Consider the following 13,725-nt stretch of genomic DNA (forward strand, 5'->3'; position numbering starts at 1 on the left):
CATGAAGGCATTCGTTGTCGATAAGTATAATAAAAAGGGCACCCTGCGGCTGGCCGAAATGCCGGAGCCGGAGCTCCAGGACAGCGATGTCTTGGTCGAGGTCCATGCCGCAGGGGTGAACCTGCTCGATTCCAAGGTCAAAACCGGAGAATTCAAGCTCATCCTGCCCTATCGCCGGCCCTTCATCCTGGGCCACGACGTGGCTGGGAAGGTTATCCGCGTGGGATCGAAAGTCAGCAAGTTCAAGGCCGGCGACGAGGTCTATGCGCGGCCGCGCGACGGCCGGATTGGACATTCGCCGAATTCATTGCCGTGAATGAGGCCGACGTAGCCTTGAAGCCCGAGAATCTCAGTATGGAAGAGGCGGCGTCGATTCCCCTGGTCGGTCTCACCGCCTGGCAGACGCTAATCGAACGGGCAAACCTGAAGAAGGGGCAGAAGGTCTTCATTCAGGCTGGTTCCGGCGGCGTCGGGACATTTGCTATTCAGTTGGCCAAGCACCTCGGCGCGACCGTTGCGACAACCGCGAGCGCGGCGAGTGCCGATCTGGTCAAAAGTCTCGGCCCCGATGTCGTCGTCGACTACAGGAAAGACGACTTCGAGAAAGTTCTGTCGGGCTACGATGTCGTCTTGAACAGCCAGGACGCCAAGACACTGGAAGAATCCCTGAGCGTGCTGAAACCGGGTGGCAAGCTCATCTCCATCTCCGGTCCACTGGATGCCGAATTTGCCAGGGAAAAGGGACTGAACTTGATGCTGAGGCTGGTGCTGCGCTTCCTGAGTCGCGGAATTCGGGCCAAAGCCAAGCGCCGTGGTGTGCAGTTTTCGTTCCTTTTCATGTGGGCGCAGGGCGATCAGCTGAGCAAAATCACCGCTCTCATCGAAGCCGGCGCGATCCGCCCGGTTGTGGATCGGGTCTTTCCATTCGAAGCGACCAATGACGCCTTGGCCTATGTCGAAACAGGACGCGCCAAGGGCAAGGTCGTCATCAAGGTCAGATAGCAGTTGCCTCGAACGCAGCCTTGAGCGTCTCGAACGGCGCCAGGGCGCCGCGCACCTGCACGACGGCGGCGGCGACGCGATGGGCGCGCAGCACCGCCTCTGCCGGGGCATGGCCGGCAAGGCGGGCTGCGAGGTAGGCGCCGTTGAAGGAGTCGCCGGCGCCGGTGGTGTCGACCGGCGCGGCGACATGCACCGCCGGAACCGATTGCAAGGTTCCGTTTTGCGCGATCAGCGCCGGTTCCTCACCGTTCTTGACGACGACTTCGCCGGCCAGCTTTCGCAGCCGTTCGGCTGTTTTCTGCGGTGTCGTATCACCAAACAGCATCTGCTCGTCGGGAAAGGTCGGGAGCGCGATGTCGGCGACGGCGAGTGCCTCGAGGATCGCGGCCTGCGCGTCCTCGCGCCGGCGCCACAGCCGCGGCCGGTAATTGGGATCGAAGGCAATCAGCGAGCCGGCCGCGCGCGCCGTGGCCACGGCCGTCAGCAGTACCTTGCGTGGAGCCTCGTCGAGGATTGCCAAAGTGATTCCGGAAAAATAGACAAGCGCCTGATTTTCAAGGCTTTTCTGCAAAGCGGCTGGGTCCGAAGCCAACTGCCTTGCGGCCGCATCGGCCCGCCAATAGGTGAAAGAACGTTCGGCGCCGGTCAGCGTGATCGCATAGAGGCCGGGGCGGGCGCCCGCTATCACCGGGCTGGCGCCGATGCCGATGCCGTTCTCGGCCAGGAACTTGATCTGGTCGCGTGAGAACGGGTCGTCGCCGAAGGCCGACACATAGGTCGCCGGCCGCTCGCCGCTCAAGGCATGCAGCGCCCACAAAGTGTTGAACGTATCGCCGGCAAAGCCCATGCGCCAGTTCGGCCCGGCCTGGCCCGAAAGCTCGAGCATGCACTCGCCGATCGAGGCGATGCCGTTTCCTGCCATGAAGCACTCCTCCGTCCTGCAATTGCGGTGCTGTAGCTTTTTGCAGCCGGCAGCGCCATGCTTGGCGACGGCGGATTCTTACACTGGGCGCGATTTCCCACAGGGGCGTGGGACGCGATCTGCCCAGCGAAACGTTATCCGCAGAACAGGAATGGGTTTGGCATCGTTATGGCGTTATCTTCTTGGGGGCCTCGGCCTGGCTGCCTTGCTCGCCGGCGTGCTGGCAATCGTCTATCTGACGGCGCCGCATGCGCCGCAACCAAGCTCGGATGTCGGCCGTTCCAAGACGACGGCGAACAAGCTGTTCGCGGCGACTTTCGAGCCCGAGAAAGGCGTCATCCGGCAGGGCGAACTGGAATCCTGGCTGCTGACGCTCAAAACCGTCGAGGGTGCGCCGGTGGAAGGTGCTGCGATAACGATTTCCGGCGGCATGCCGCAGCACAAGCACGGTCTGCCGACCAGCCCGCAGGCGACCGATTACCTCGGCGCGGGGCGCTATCGCATCGACGGCGTGAAATTCACGATGAGCGGGTGGTGGCAATTGCATTTTGCCATTTCCGCTGCGGCCGGTTCGGACACTGTCGTCTTCAATGTGGTGCTGTGAGCCACTGATGAGCCGGTTTCCCAGTCTTCTCGCGTTGGCGGTGGTGGCCGTACTTGCCGGCTGCGGCAGACCGGAGTTTTCCGATGCCGAAAAGCAGACCATCGCCTCGCTGGCGCTATCCAAGCTGCCGCCGCTGAAGCCCGATACCACCAATCGCTTCGCCGATGTGCCGGCCGCCGCGGCACTCGGCTCGACGCTGTTTTTCGACACCGGGATGAGCGGCGACGGCACGGTATCGTGCTCGACCTGCCACAAGATCGACCGGCAGTTCCAGGACGACCTGCCGCAAGCGGTCGGCGTCGGCCGCACCAACCGTCGTACCATGCCGCTGGCCGGCGTCGTGCATGATCCCTGGTTCTTCTGGGACGGGCGGCGCGACAGCCTGTGGGCGCAAGCGCTGACACCGCTCGAAAATCCGCTGGAGCAGGCCGGCAGCCGCGCCGCCTTCGCGCATTACATCAAGGCCCGCTTCGGCGAGCGCTACGAGCGCATCTTCGGGCCGCTGCCGGACCTTTCGGGCGTACCGGCCAATGCCGGCCCGCTCGGCACCGATGCCGAGAAGGCGGCCTGGAACGCCATGCCCGCCAGCCAAGCCGAGGAGGTCAACCGCGTCTTTGCCAACATCGGCAAGGCGATCGCCGCCTTCGAGAGCTCGATCGCGCCGCCGCAGACACGCTTCGACCGCTTTGCCATCGACCTGGCTGCGGGCGCCGAGCCGAAAGGCGACGCCGCCTTTTCGCCGGAGGAAATCCTCGGCCTAAAGCTGTTCATCGGCAAGGCCAATTGCGTGACCTGCCACAATGGCCCGCGTTTTACCGACGGCAGCTTCCACAACACCGGCGTGCCGCCGGTCGCGGGCCTGCCGCCGGATCGCGGGCGCGTCGACGCGGTGGCGCAGGTCGAGGCCGATCCGTTCAACTGTTTCGGCGCCTTTCGCGACGGCGATGCCAGCGCCTGCCGCGAACTGCGCTTCATGGTCAAGACCGGGCCGGAACTCGTCCGCGCCTACAAGACGCCGTCGCTGCGCGGTGCCGCCACCCGTCCGCCCTACATGCATGCCGGGCAGTTTTCCTCGCTGGACGAGGTGGTGGCGCATTATTCGAAGGCGCCGGCAAGTGTCGAGGGTGTGTCAGAGGTCCACCCGCTGCAGCTTTCGGACCGCGAGCGCGCGGCGCTGGTGGCGTTTTTGAAGACACTGGCGGAGTGAGGGTGGCTCAGCCCGCTCTGTAGCGATCGGCTTTCTAAGTCCTTCACTCCGCCAACATTACCGCAACAGCGCTCTCCTACCGATCCTTCACTGTCTCCATCGCGACAAACGTCGAGGTCTGGGCAACGTGCGGCAGGGCGGAGATGCGCTCGCCGAGCACGCGGCGGTAGGCGGCGATGTCGGTGGTGCGGACCTTCAGCAGATAGTCGAAGCTCGACGCCATCATGTGGCACTGCTCGATCTCCGGCACCGCCTGCACGGCGCGGTTGAAGGCGTCGAGCGCGGCCGAGCGGGTGTCGGAAAGTTTCACCTGCACGAAGGCGACATGACCTTCGCCCATGCGCTCGCGATCGATGATCGCCTGGTAGCCCCTGATAAAGCCATCCTTTTCCAGCCGCTTGACCCGCGCCTGCACCGGCGTCTTCGACAGGCCGACTTTTGCCGCGAGTTCCGACATGGAAAGCCGGCCGTTGCTGCCCAGCGCCGACAGGATGTTCCTGTCAATGCGGTCCAATTGGTCTTCTGTCATTGAAATTCTGGTCAAAATGGCGGGCATCAGCCGCCATGATAGATCAATCGACCTGCGCTGTCGATTTCTTTGGACCGACTGCGATCGGGCTTTGTGCTAGCTTTGCGCCATTCGGTCCGGCGACCGCCGGCCCGCTCCCTGATGCTTGCTCTACAGGACCGTCATGCCAGCGCTCGATGCCATCCGCCAGCAGATCCGTGCCAATTACCTGCCTGACGAAGACGAGGCTGTGAAGCGGCTGGCCGAGGCGACGGGGCTTTCGGGGAAAGACCGAAAGGCGATCTCGGCCCGCGCCGCCGATCTGGTGCGGGCAGTGCGCGGCTCGTCCGATCCGCGGCTGATGGAAGTCTTCCTGTCCGCCTACGGCCTCTCGACCAAGGAGGGCGTGGCGCTGATGTGCCTGGCCGAGGCGCTGCTGCGGGTGCCCGACACCGAGACGATGGACGATCTCATCGCCGACAAGATCGCGCCGCACGACTGGTCGGCGCATGCGGGCGGCTCGAGCTCGATCTTCATCAACGCGTCTACCTGGGCGCTGATGCTGACCGGCCGCGTGCTCGACGAAGGCGAGGGCGGCATCGAAGGCACGCTGCGCGCCATGGTGCGCCGGTTGGGCGAGCCGGTCATCCGCAAGGCGGTGGCGGCGGCGATGCGCGAGATGGGCGAGCAGTTCGTGCTCGGCCGCACCATTGCCGAGGCGGTCAGGCGCGGCCGGCCGATGACGCAGAAGGGCTATCTCTATTCGTTCGACATGCTGGGCGAGGCGGCCCGCACCGAGGCCGATGCCTTGCGCTATCTCAAGGCCTATGCCGACGCCATCTCGTCGCTCGATGCCGGCGCCAACGGCCCCGACATCCGCCAGAACCACGGCATCTCGGTCAAACTGTCGGCGCTGCATCCGCGCTATGAAGTCACGCAGAAGGAAAAGATGCTGCCCGTCATGGCCGAGCGGCTGTTCTCGCTGGCGCTGGCGGCGCGCCACTCGCGCATGGGCCTCAACATCGACGCCGAGGAAGCCGACCGCCTCGATTTGTCGCTGGACGTCATCGAGCGGGTGCTGGCCGAGCCGGAGCTTGCCGGCTGGAACGGTTTTGGCGTCGTCGTGCAGGCCTATGGCCCACGCGCCGCGTTCGTTATCGACTGGCTCTACGAACTGGCGAGGAAATATGACCGCAGCATCATGGTGCGGCTGGTCAAGGGCGCCTATTGGGACACCGAAATAAAGCGGGCGCAGACGCTCGGGCTCGACGGCTATCCGGTCTTTACCCGCAAGGCTAACACCGACGTCTCCTACCTGGCTTGCGCGAAGAAGCTGTTGGCGATGACCGATCGCATCTATCCGCAATTCGCCACCCACAACGCCCACACCGTCGCCGCCATCCTGTCGATGACGACGGACCGCGATACATTCGAATTCCAGCGGCTGCACGGCATGGGCGAAGCTCTGCACGAGACGGTGCGCAAAGCCGAAGGCACGCGCTGCCGCATCTATGCGCCGGTCGGCGCCCATTCCGACCTGCTTGCCTATCTGGTCCGCCGGCTGCTGGAGAACGGCGCCAATTCCTCCTTTGTCCACCAGCTCACCGACGAGGAGGTCGAGCCCGAGGACATTGCCCGCGACCCACTCGAGACGGTGGAGAAACAAGGCCCCGCCGCCAATCCGGCGATCGTGCCGCCGTCGGCGATCTTCGGTCCCGGCCGGCGCAACTCCAAGGGTTTCGATATCACCGACACGCTGACGCTGGCTGCGATCGACAAGGCGAGGGCCGAGTTCGCCGGGCCGGAGCGCTGGCACGCCAAGCCGGTCAGCCGCGCTGCCGGCTACGGCAAGCAGCGTCCGGTCGTCAATCCGGCAAAACCTTCGGAAGTGGTCGGCACGGTCAGCGAGGCCGGCGCCAAGCAGGTCGAGACCGCCGTGCGCATCGCCGTCGAGGCACAACCGGCGTGGGCAAGACGCCCGGTTGCCGAGCGCGCCGCCATCCTCAACCGGGCGGCCGATCTCTACGAAGCGAACGCCGTCGAGTTCTTTGCACTCGCCGCCCGCGAGGCCGGCAAGTCGCTCGCCGACGGCGTTGCCGAGGTGCGCGAGGCGGTCGATTTCCTGCGCTATTATGCGGCCGAGGCCGGAAATGCCGAGGCGGGAACCGAGGCGCGCGGCGCCATCGCCTGCATCTCGCCGTGGAATTTTCCGCTCGCCATCTTCACCGGACAGATTGCGGCAGCACTCGTCACCGGTAATTCCGTTATCGCCAAGCCTGCCGAACAGACGCCGCTGATCGCTTTTCGCGCCGTCCAGCTGCTGCGCGAGGCCGGCGTGCCGGAAGGCGTCATCCAGCTTCTGCCCGGCGACGGCCCCTCGGTCGGCGGCCCGCTGACCGCTGACCCGCGCATTGCCGGCGTCTGCTTCACCGGCTCGACGGAGGTCGCCAAGCTGATCGAAAAGCAACTCGCCGAGACCGCTGCGCCCGATGCCATGCTGATCGCCGAGACCGGCGGCCTGAACGCCATGATCGTCGATTCCACTGCGCTGCCCGAACAGGCGGTGCGCGACATCCTGGCCTCCGCCTTCCAGAGTGCCGGCCAGCGCTGCTCGGCATTGCGCATTCTCTACGTGCAGAAGGACGTCGAGAAGAAGATGCTGGAGATGCTGAAAGGCGCGATGGAAGCGCTCAGCCTCGGCGACCCCTGGCGGGTATCGACCGATGTCGGCCCGGTCATCGACGACGAGGCGCAAGCGTCGATCCGCGACTACTGCACCAAAATGGGCCTGCAGGGCCGGCTGATCGCCAAACTCGAAGCACCGAAGGATGGCCGCTTCGTTGCGCCGCACGTCTTTCGGGTCAAGGGCATCGAGGAGCTGGAGCGCGAGGTGTTCGGGCCGGTGCTGCATGTCGCCACCTTCGATGCCGACGAGATCGATGCGGTGATCGCGGCGATCAACCGCAAGGGCTATGGCCTGACCTTCGGCCTGCACACCCGCATCGAAGGCCGCGCCCAGCATTTCGTCGACGGCATCAATGCCGGCAACATCTACGTCAACCGCAACCAGATCGGCGCCGTCGTCGGCGCGCAGCCGTTTGGCGGCGAGGGGCTTTCCGGCACCGGGCCGAAGGCTGGCGGCCCGCATTATCTCCGGCGCTTCCGCAAGGGGCCGGAGGCCGGCACCCATCTTGCCGAAGGCCGCAAGGTGACGGCGACCGAGCTCGCCGACAATCTGCCGGACCCGGCGTTTGGCGGCTGGTCGACGCGTCCGGATCGCGTTGCCATCCTGAGGAAACATCTACGCGGTAAGGGTGCCGCGGCCATCGGCGCTGCCGCCGCCATCGATTTCGGCCAGGTCGACCTGCCCGGGCCGACCGGCGAGGCCAACACGCTGTCGCTGTCGCCGCGCGGGCGCGTGCTGTGCCTCGGTCCCGACGCGGATACGCTGCTTGCTCAGACGATCCAGGCGCTGGCCGCCGGCAACGCGGTGCTCGCCGTCGCGCCCGGCGCGCCGGCGGCGCTATCAGCGCTGACCGGCAAGGGCCTGCCGCTGGCGGCGATCGACGGCCGGCCGGACCCGGTCGAAGCGCGCTCGCTGCGGGTCGATGTCGTGGCCTTTTCCGGCACGCCCGAGGCCGCGCGCATCGTGCGCAAGGTCATCGCCGAGCGCGCCGGCCCGATCGTGCCGCTGGTCAGCGAAGTCTATTATCCGGCCGCCTATGCGCACGAGCGCGCCGTCTGCGTCGACACCACGGCAGCGGGCGGCAATGCCAGCCTGCTGGCCGCTGCGTAGGGTTTCGCCAGGGTTCGCGTATCGCGGGCCGTGTAAATCGCTTCAGGTTTCCCCTCACCCTTACTCTCTCCCCTGAAGAACGGGGAGAGGGGTCGCCCAGCGTTGCGTCCACGCCCCTTCTTCCCGTTCTTTACGGGAGAAGGTCCCGGCAGCGGGTTGAGGGGCGGCGCCGGCTTTGGTGGCTGAGAGCGATAGTTACCTGATACCGAGCGGCACCTCGAACTGCCAAGCCGAGCGACCGGCTCCTTCCGGAATGGGAGGAAACGGAGAAGCCCGGCGGACTGCGTCGAGTGCGGCTTTGTCCAGCGCGGCAACACCCGAACTGCCCGTCAGCCTGGCCGACCGGACGCTGCCATTCGATGCGACGGTAAAGGCGACGGTAGCCGTGCCGGTGGCGCGCGTGCGTGTCGAATTGAACGCCCGCACCAGCTTAGACCTGATCTTGCCGGGATAGTTGGTGACGGTCGCATTGCCGACGCCTGATTTGCCGCCCCTGCTGGCGGTCAGGATCTTGCCGTCCTTCTTGCCGTCGGCCGCGCCGCGCGCGACATCCGTTTCGTCGCGGCCGCCGGAACCGGTCTTTCCCTTCTTGGTGTCGGCCTTGGCAAGTGCCTTGCTCGCCTTGTCGCGCGCGATCGGCTTTTCAGGCTCATCTGGTTCGGCTTTCCCGGCCGGCTTTTTCTGCGCGGTTGCCTTCTTCTTCGGCTCGGCCTGCCTGGGCTTCGGCCTGTCCGGCTTCGGTTCTTCCGCCGCGCCGACAGTCTCGGTCGTCTGAACTGTTTCGGCTGGCGCCGGGTCGGCTGGTGCCGGCGCGTTTGTCTCGGCCGGCTCGGCCGTTTCGGCTGCGCTGACTGGCGGCGGCACGGCATTGTCGTCGGCAGGCACCAGCCTGTGGGTCGTAAGAATGTCGGGCGATGGGTCCTGGCGGGCAGGGTGGACGGGTTGGGCAGGTGCGGGATCGGTGCGATCGGCAGGCGCAGCAGCTTCCGTGGCGGCCTCGCTGACCGGCTCGACCACTTCTGTTCCGGAAGCTTCGGCCGCGTCAGTGACCGGCTGGAGCGTCTCCTCCGCCGCGGTCGCCTGTGCCTCGACCGTTTCGACGGGCTTGGCGTCGAGCATGGTCACCATCGTTACGTTGGCCACTTCCGGGTCGTCTGCGGCATCGCCGGCTGCCTGCTGCGGGTCGGCGCCGAGCAGCATTTCGCCTTGCTGGTCGGCACCTTCGATCCTTGGCCGGTCGTCCGGCAGCGTGAGAAAAGCCAGCGCCACGGCTGCGTGGAGTGCGCAAGAGCAGGCGATCGCCACTGTCCAGTTGCGGCGCCGCTGCTTCTGTCGTGCCTGCCGCATTGGCTCCACAGGCACCGTAGGCAAGTTGCCGTCGGCATCGACGATATAACTGTCTTCCGGTCTGTCGCGCAGCGAAACACGCAGCGCCTCGCGCGGGATGGCGAAATCCGGATCGTCCGGCTCCGGCGCCAGGAAACCGGCTAGCGGCCACGCCACGGCGTTTCGTGCGAAGGCGGGTTCCAGTCCCAAAATTCAGACCCCGAAGGCGATGCCGGTCCTGGTCTGCGTGTTCAGCCCGCGCATGCAGGCATTCGGCTCGGCGCCGGCGCATTCCGTGGCGCTGTTGATCAACACGCGGCTGAGCTTGCCGCAATCGGTGCCGGCAAGGTCGAAACGCGTCACCTTGGTCTTGCCTGCCGGCAGCTCCTTGAAATCGAGCACGGTCAGCCGATCGACGACACCGACTTCGTTAAACAGCGCGATCTCGAATGCCGCCTTGGACAGATCGGCACCGAGATTGTTGGTGACCACGAAGGTCAGGCGGCAGCCCTTGTCGGATGGTTGCGCGCCGTTCAGTTCTAGGTTCAGCGCCGGCGCTGGCTGCTGTGTCCATGCCGGAGCCGCCGCAAGCGATATTGCCAGCACCGCGGCGAACAGACGAAGGGATGCCGTCATGCCTGTCATTGTCGTCAGCCTCCAAACCTCATGGTCGCCGCCAGCTTCAGGGTGACGCCGGGCTCGTAGACGACGCTCGTCGTCGATGCGTTCAGCGGGTTGACGTATTTGACGTCGAACAGATTGTCGGCGCGAAAATCGACCTTGAAATTGTCGGTCGCCTGGTAGCTGGCGAAGGCATTGACCAGCGTATAGTCCTTGGCCACCGCGTTGCCCTGCGGCTTGCCGTTGTATTGCACCTCGCCGCCGATGGTCAGCCTGTCCTCGAGGAAGCGAAACCCGAGTTGCCCGGTGACCTGGGAGGAGGGGACCGTGACAAGGTCCGCCCGTTCGCCTTCATAGGAGATGGTGTGGCCGTCGGTGACCGACGCCGACAGCCCGGCAAAACCCCAGGCTGCGTCATAGACGCCCTCCATCTCGAAGCCGTGAATCCTGGCCTTGGCGAAATTCTGGTACTGGAAGCAGATCGGGATGTCCGGACCGAATGGGCAGCCGCTGGTCGGGTCGAACGGCGACAACGTCACGCCGTCGATGTAGTCATCGACGTTGTTGTTGAAATAGGCCGCCTTCAGCCGCAGCGCGTCATCAGCCTCGATGACGCCATTGGTGCTGTAATTGACGCCAAACTCCACCGTCTTGCCGATTTCAGGCTTCAAATTCGGATTGGGGAGAAACGGGAAGCTGACGCCTGACGGATGATTGCCGCTGATCAGCGTCTCCGACAGCGACGGAGAACGGTAGCCTTCCGCATAGGTGCCGTAGAATTGCAGGCCGGAAAGGCCGGCGGTTTCGAAGGGCGAAACGCCCACTGTGATGCGTGGCGACAGCCGGTTGCCAGAGGTTTCGCCGACATCGCTGTCGAGCTTGTAGCTGTCGTAACGCAGCCCGGCGATGACCTCGAGCCAGTGCCAGGTGAGCTTGTCCTGAACGTAAGCGCCGGAGACGTTTCTATCGCCCGAAGGCGTGTAGAAACTGTCGCCGCCCGCCGCGCCGCCTGTCTCGACATCGTCGCCGACCCAGTCGCCGCCATAGGACAGCTCATGCGCGATTCCAACGGTCTCGAATCTCGACGTGTTCCAGATGTCGATGCCGGAAGTTCCGATATCGAATGTCGACATCGAACCCGCTGGCAGGATGATCGGAAGACCGGTGACCGGATCAAACCGGTTTTGCGCGACAAGGGTCGTCAGATCGAGCTTGGTCTTGTTGTAAGACGCGTTGATGTGGAGATCGAGCCAGCTCTTGTCTTCGTCGGTGATGTTGTAGCGGGCCGTGAAGGTATTCGCCTTCAGGTCGGCGTCGTTCACCGGCGCACTGCCGCTGGTTTCGGTCCATCGGTCGTTCGAGCCGATCCAGCCGAGCTTCAGCTCGCTGTTGTCGCTGGGGCGGATGGTCGTCTTGAGCAGCCCGCTCAAGACATCGAAGCCGGTGCCCGCTACAGTGTCGCCGCCGCCATGCCTGTAGTCGTCATAATCGCGGTAGACGATGTTGCCGAGCACGTCCCAATTCTCGTTGATCCGATAGGCACCGCTGGCGCTGGTGGTCCAGCCTTCGCCGTTGGTTTCGTAGCGCCCGGTCGCTGCTGCTGCCCAGGTCTCGTCCGACCTGAGGAAATCCTGCGCATCCTTGGTGTCAAAAAAAACGACGCCGCCGATCGCCCCGGAGCCATAGGTGTTGGCGACCGGGCCGCGGATCACGTCAACGGATTTGATTAATTCGGGATCGATGTAGAAGGTCGATTGCGTGCCATGATCCGAGCGCTGGAAATTCTGACGGGCGCCGTCGACGATGACGGAGACGCGGCCGAAATCCTGCAGGCCGCGGATGTTGATGCTGGAGCTGACACGCCTTGCGTAGGCCTGGACGGCGACACCCGGCACACCGAACAGCATTTCGTTGGGCGTCGTCGCCATGCGGCGCTCGAGCTGTTCCTCGTCGACATGGCTGGCTGACGCAAGCGATTCGATCGCCGTCTCGCCGGTGCGGCTGAGGATCAGGATCTTGTCGAGCAGCGTGGTACCCGTCGGAGCCGGCTTTGCCTGTTCGGGCTGTTGTGACGGGTCAGTCCGTTGCTGGCCGGTTGCCGGTTGGGCGGCCTGCTGGGCGCCGGCCGGTGTGGCGAGCAGCGGGATCGCCGCCGCGCCGGCCAGCAACGCGGCCATTTTGCTTGCCATAGAACCCATTTTTCTTGCCGTCGACCAGTGTGCCAGGCCGCTGCCCGCCGGCCGTCCCCAATTCGCCAACCCCATGCTGCAACTCCAAGAATCCATGTTCGATGCTGGCTGGCTTGGGGCTCGCTGGCATTTTTCATCGCGTCCGGCGCCTTAAATGTTGACTAATTTACTCCGGTATTGCACTGCTAGATAACATGACATTCAAGTCAAGAATTGAATCGGCATTCACGCAGGCGCCGAGCCAGATGCCCGGCACAGGAAAGGGATCGAACCAATGAACACGCACAATCCCAGCGACTTTCGCTATCGCGTCCGCCGTTCCGACGAAAATTCCATCCGTTTCGACCGGGTCCAATCGGCCGTGAGAACGCTGTCCAGCAACACGCTGTTCCAGGGTGAGCACGAGATCGGCATCGAGCATCATGGTGCGCTGTATCGGCTGAAGATCACCCGGCAGGGCAAGCTCATCCTCAACAAGTAGGTGGTAGAAATGGACCAGCGCGTAAAACCCGCCCCGCACGAGATCCGGCGGGCACGGGCAGACAATCCGAAGATGCGCGAGCGTGAGCTCGCCGCCCAGCTGAGGATTTCGGAGGCCGAACTGGTCGCCGCGCATTGCGGCGACGGGGTCGTGCGCGTCGAGCCGCGTGTCAACGACCTCTTGACTGGCCTCGAAGCTGTCGGTGAGGTGATGGCGCTGACCCGCAACGAAAGCGCGGTGCACGAGAAGATTGGCGTCTACGACAAGGTCGTCACCGGCAATCACAATGCCATGGTGCTCGGCGAAAACATCGACCTGCGCATCTTCCCGAAAGTCTGGGCGCACGGCTTTGCCGTGGAAAAGCGCGATGGCGCCGACATCCGCCGCAGCCTGCAGTTCTTCGACACCGCAGGCGAGGCGGTACACAAGGTGCATCTCAGGCCAGCCTCCAACCTCTACGCCTATCAGAAACTGGTGGCCGGGCTGGAATCGCCGAACCAGGAGCCGACGGTGGCGATTTCAGCGGGCACGGCTGACGAGACCGAGACTGCGGACAATTCGGCGAGCGTCGACGATCTGCGCAACCGCTGGAGCCAGTTGACCGACGTGCACCAGTTCTTCGCATGCTGAAGACACTGAAGATCAACCGCCGACAGGCGGTGCGCATGGTCGGCCAGGACTACGCCTGGCTGGTGGACAAGGATGTAGTGAACGCCATGTTCAACCACGCCGCTGCCGGCGCCATTCCGATCATGTGCTTTGTCGGCAATCGCGGCTGCATCCAGATCCATTCCGGCCCCGTCGCCTCGATCAAGCCGATGGGACCATGGCTCAACGTGCTCGACGAGACCTTCCATCTGCACCTGCGGACCGACCACATCGATGAGGTCTGGGCCGTGCGCAAGCCGACCAAGGACGGCCATGTCACGTCGCTGGAAGTCTATGGCGCCGACGGCAAGATGATCATCCAGTTCTTCGGGAAGCGGCACGAAGGCGAAAGCGAGCGCGAAGACTGGCGCTTTCTGGCCGAAAACCTGCCGCGTATCCCAAGCCCGACCGCAGCCTGAGG

General features: G+C 64.6%; 9 protein-coding genes and 2 pseudogenes. 6 read left to right on the forward strand and 5 right to left on the reverse strand.

Annotated features, from left to right (window positions below; all coding sequences use genetic code 11):
• Nucleotide 1 precedes the first annotated feature (1 nt).
• Nucleotides 2-1,002 (forward strand): annotated as a pseudogene (locus NKJ84_RS06355) (NADP-dependent oxidoreductase).
• Here NKJ84_RS06355 and NKJ84_RS06360 read toward each other — a convergent pair.
• Nucleotides 995-1,924: a sugar kinase gene (locus NKJ84_RS06360; protein ID WP_352505788.1), complete on the reverse strand. Its 930-nt coding sequence runs from the start codon at nucleotides 1,922-1,924 to the stop codon at nucleotides 995-997. The pseudogene NKJ84_RS06355 and the gene NKJ84_RS06360 overlap by 8 nt on opposite strands.
• A 157-nt stretch (nucleotides 1,925-2,081) precedes the next feature.
• Between NKJ84_RS06360 and NKJ84_RS06365 the strand changes: the two genes are divergently transcribed.
• The gene (locus tag NKJ84_RS06365) at nucleotides 2,082-2,528 is read left to right on the forward strand and encodes a FixH family protein (RefSeq protein ID WP_352451991.1); all 447 of its coding nucleotides are present in this window, start codon (nucleotides 2,082-2,084) and stop codon (nucleotides 2,526-2,528) included.
• Nucleotides 2,529-2,535: 7 nt separating this feature from the next.
• Complete coding sequence (locus NKJ84_RS06370; protein WP_352505789.1) at nucleotides 2,536-3,735, forward strand: cytochrome-c peroxidase; 1,200 nt, start codon at nucleotides 2,536-2,538, stop codon at nucleotides 3,733-3,735.
• A gap of 76 nt (nucleotides 3,736-3,811) precedes the next feature.
• On the opposite strand, the gene NKJ84_RS06375 is transcribed toward NKJ84_RS06370, so the two are convergent.
• On the reverse strand, nucleotides 3,812-4,264 hold the full coding sequence (locus tag NKJ84_RS06375; protein WP_023676441.1) for an Lrp/AsnC family transcriptional regulator: 453 nt from the start codon (nucleotides 4,262-4,264) through the stop codon (nucleotides 3,812-3,814).
• Nucleotides 4,265-4,427: 163 nt separating this feature from the next.
• Here NKJ84_RS06375 and putA point away from each other — a divergent pair, with 163 nt between their 5' ends.
• Complete coding sequence (gene putA / locus NKJ84_RS06380; RefSeq protein WP_352505790.1) at nucleotides 4,428-8,039, forward strand: bifunctional proline dehydrogenase/L-glutamate gamma-semialdehyde dehydrogenase PutA; 3,612 nt, start codon at nucleotides 4,428-4,430, stop codon at nucleotides 8,037-8,039.
• A gap of 195 nt (nucleotides 8,040-8,234) precedes the next feature.
• On the opposite strand, the gene NKJ84_RS06385 is transcribed toward putA, so the two are convergent.
• From NKJ84_RS06385 to NKJ84_RS06395, 3 genes are read right to left on the reverse strand one after another with little or no spacing between them, the layout of a single operon-like run.
• Entirely contained in the window at nucleotides 8,235-9,575 is a 1,341-nt protein-coding gene (locus tag NKJ84_RS06385) for an energy transducer TonB family protein (RefSeq protein WP_352505791.1), read from the reverse strand.
• A gap of 3 nt (nucleotides 9,576-9,578) precedes the next feature.
• Nucleotides 9,579-10,010: a hypothetical protein gene (locus NKJ84_RS06390; RefSeq protein ID WP_352505792.1), complete on the reverse strand. Its 432-nt coding sequence runs from the start codon at nucleotides 10,008-10,010 to the stop codon at nucleotides 9,579-9,581.
• A 5-nt stretch (nucleotides 10,011-10,015) separates the two neighbouring features.
• A complete protein-coding gene (locus tag NKJ84_RS06395; RefSeq protein ID WP_352505793.1) occupies nucleotides 10,016-12,163 on the reverse strand; it encodes a TonB-dependent hemoglobin/transferrin/lactoferrin family receptor in 2,148 nt (715 codons plus the stop codon).
• Nucleotides 12,164-12,449: 286 nt separating this feature from the next.
• Between NKJ84_RS06395 and hemP the strand changes: the two genes are divergently transcribed.
• Both hemP and NKJ84_RS06405 read left to right on the forward strand, forming a co-directional pair.
• Nucleotides 12,450-12,656 (forward strand): hemin uptake protein HemP, encoded by a 207-nt coding sequence (gene hemP, locus NKJ84_RS06400; RefSeq protein ID WP_352477658.1) that lies wholly within the window; start codon nucleotides 12,450-12,452, stop codon nucleotides 12,654-12,656.
• A 9-nt stretch (nucleotides 12,657-12,665) separates the two neighbouring features.
• Nucleotides 12,666-13,723: pseudogene (locus tag NKJ84_RS06405) on the forward strand (hemin-degrading factor).
• Nucleotides 13,724-13,725 lie beyond the last annotated feature (2 nt).

Origin of the sequence: Mesorhizobium sp. M0048 (assembly GCF_040323405.1) — a bacterium.
Classification (GTDB): domain Bacteria; phylum Pseudomonadota; class Alphaproteobacteria; order Rhizobiales; family Rhizobiaceae; genus Mesorhizobium.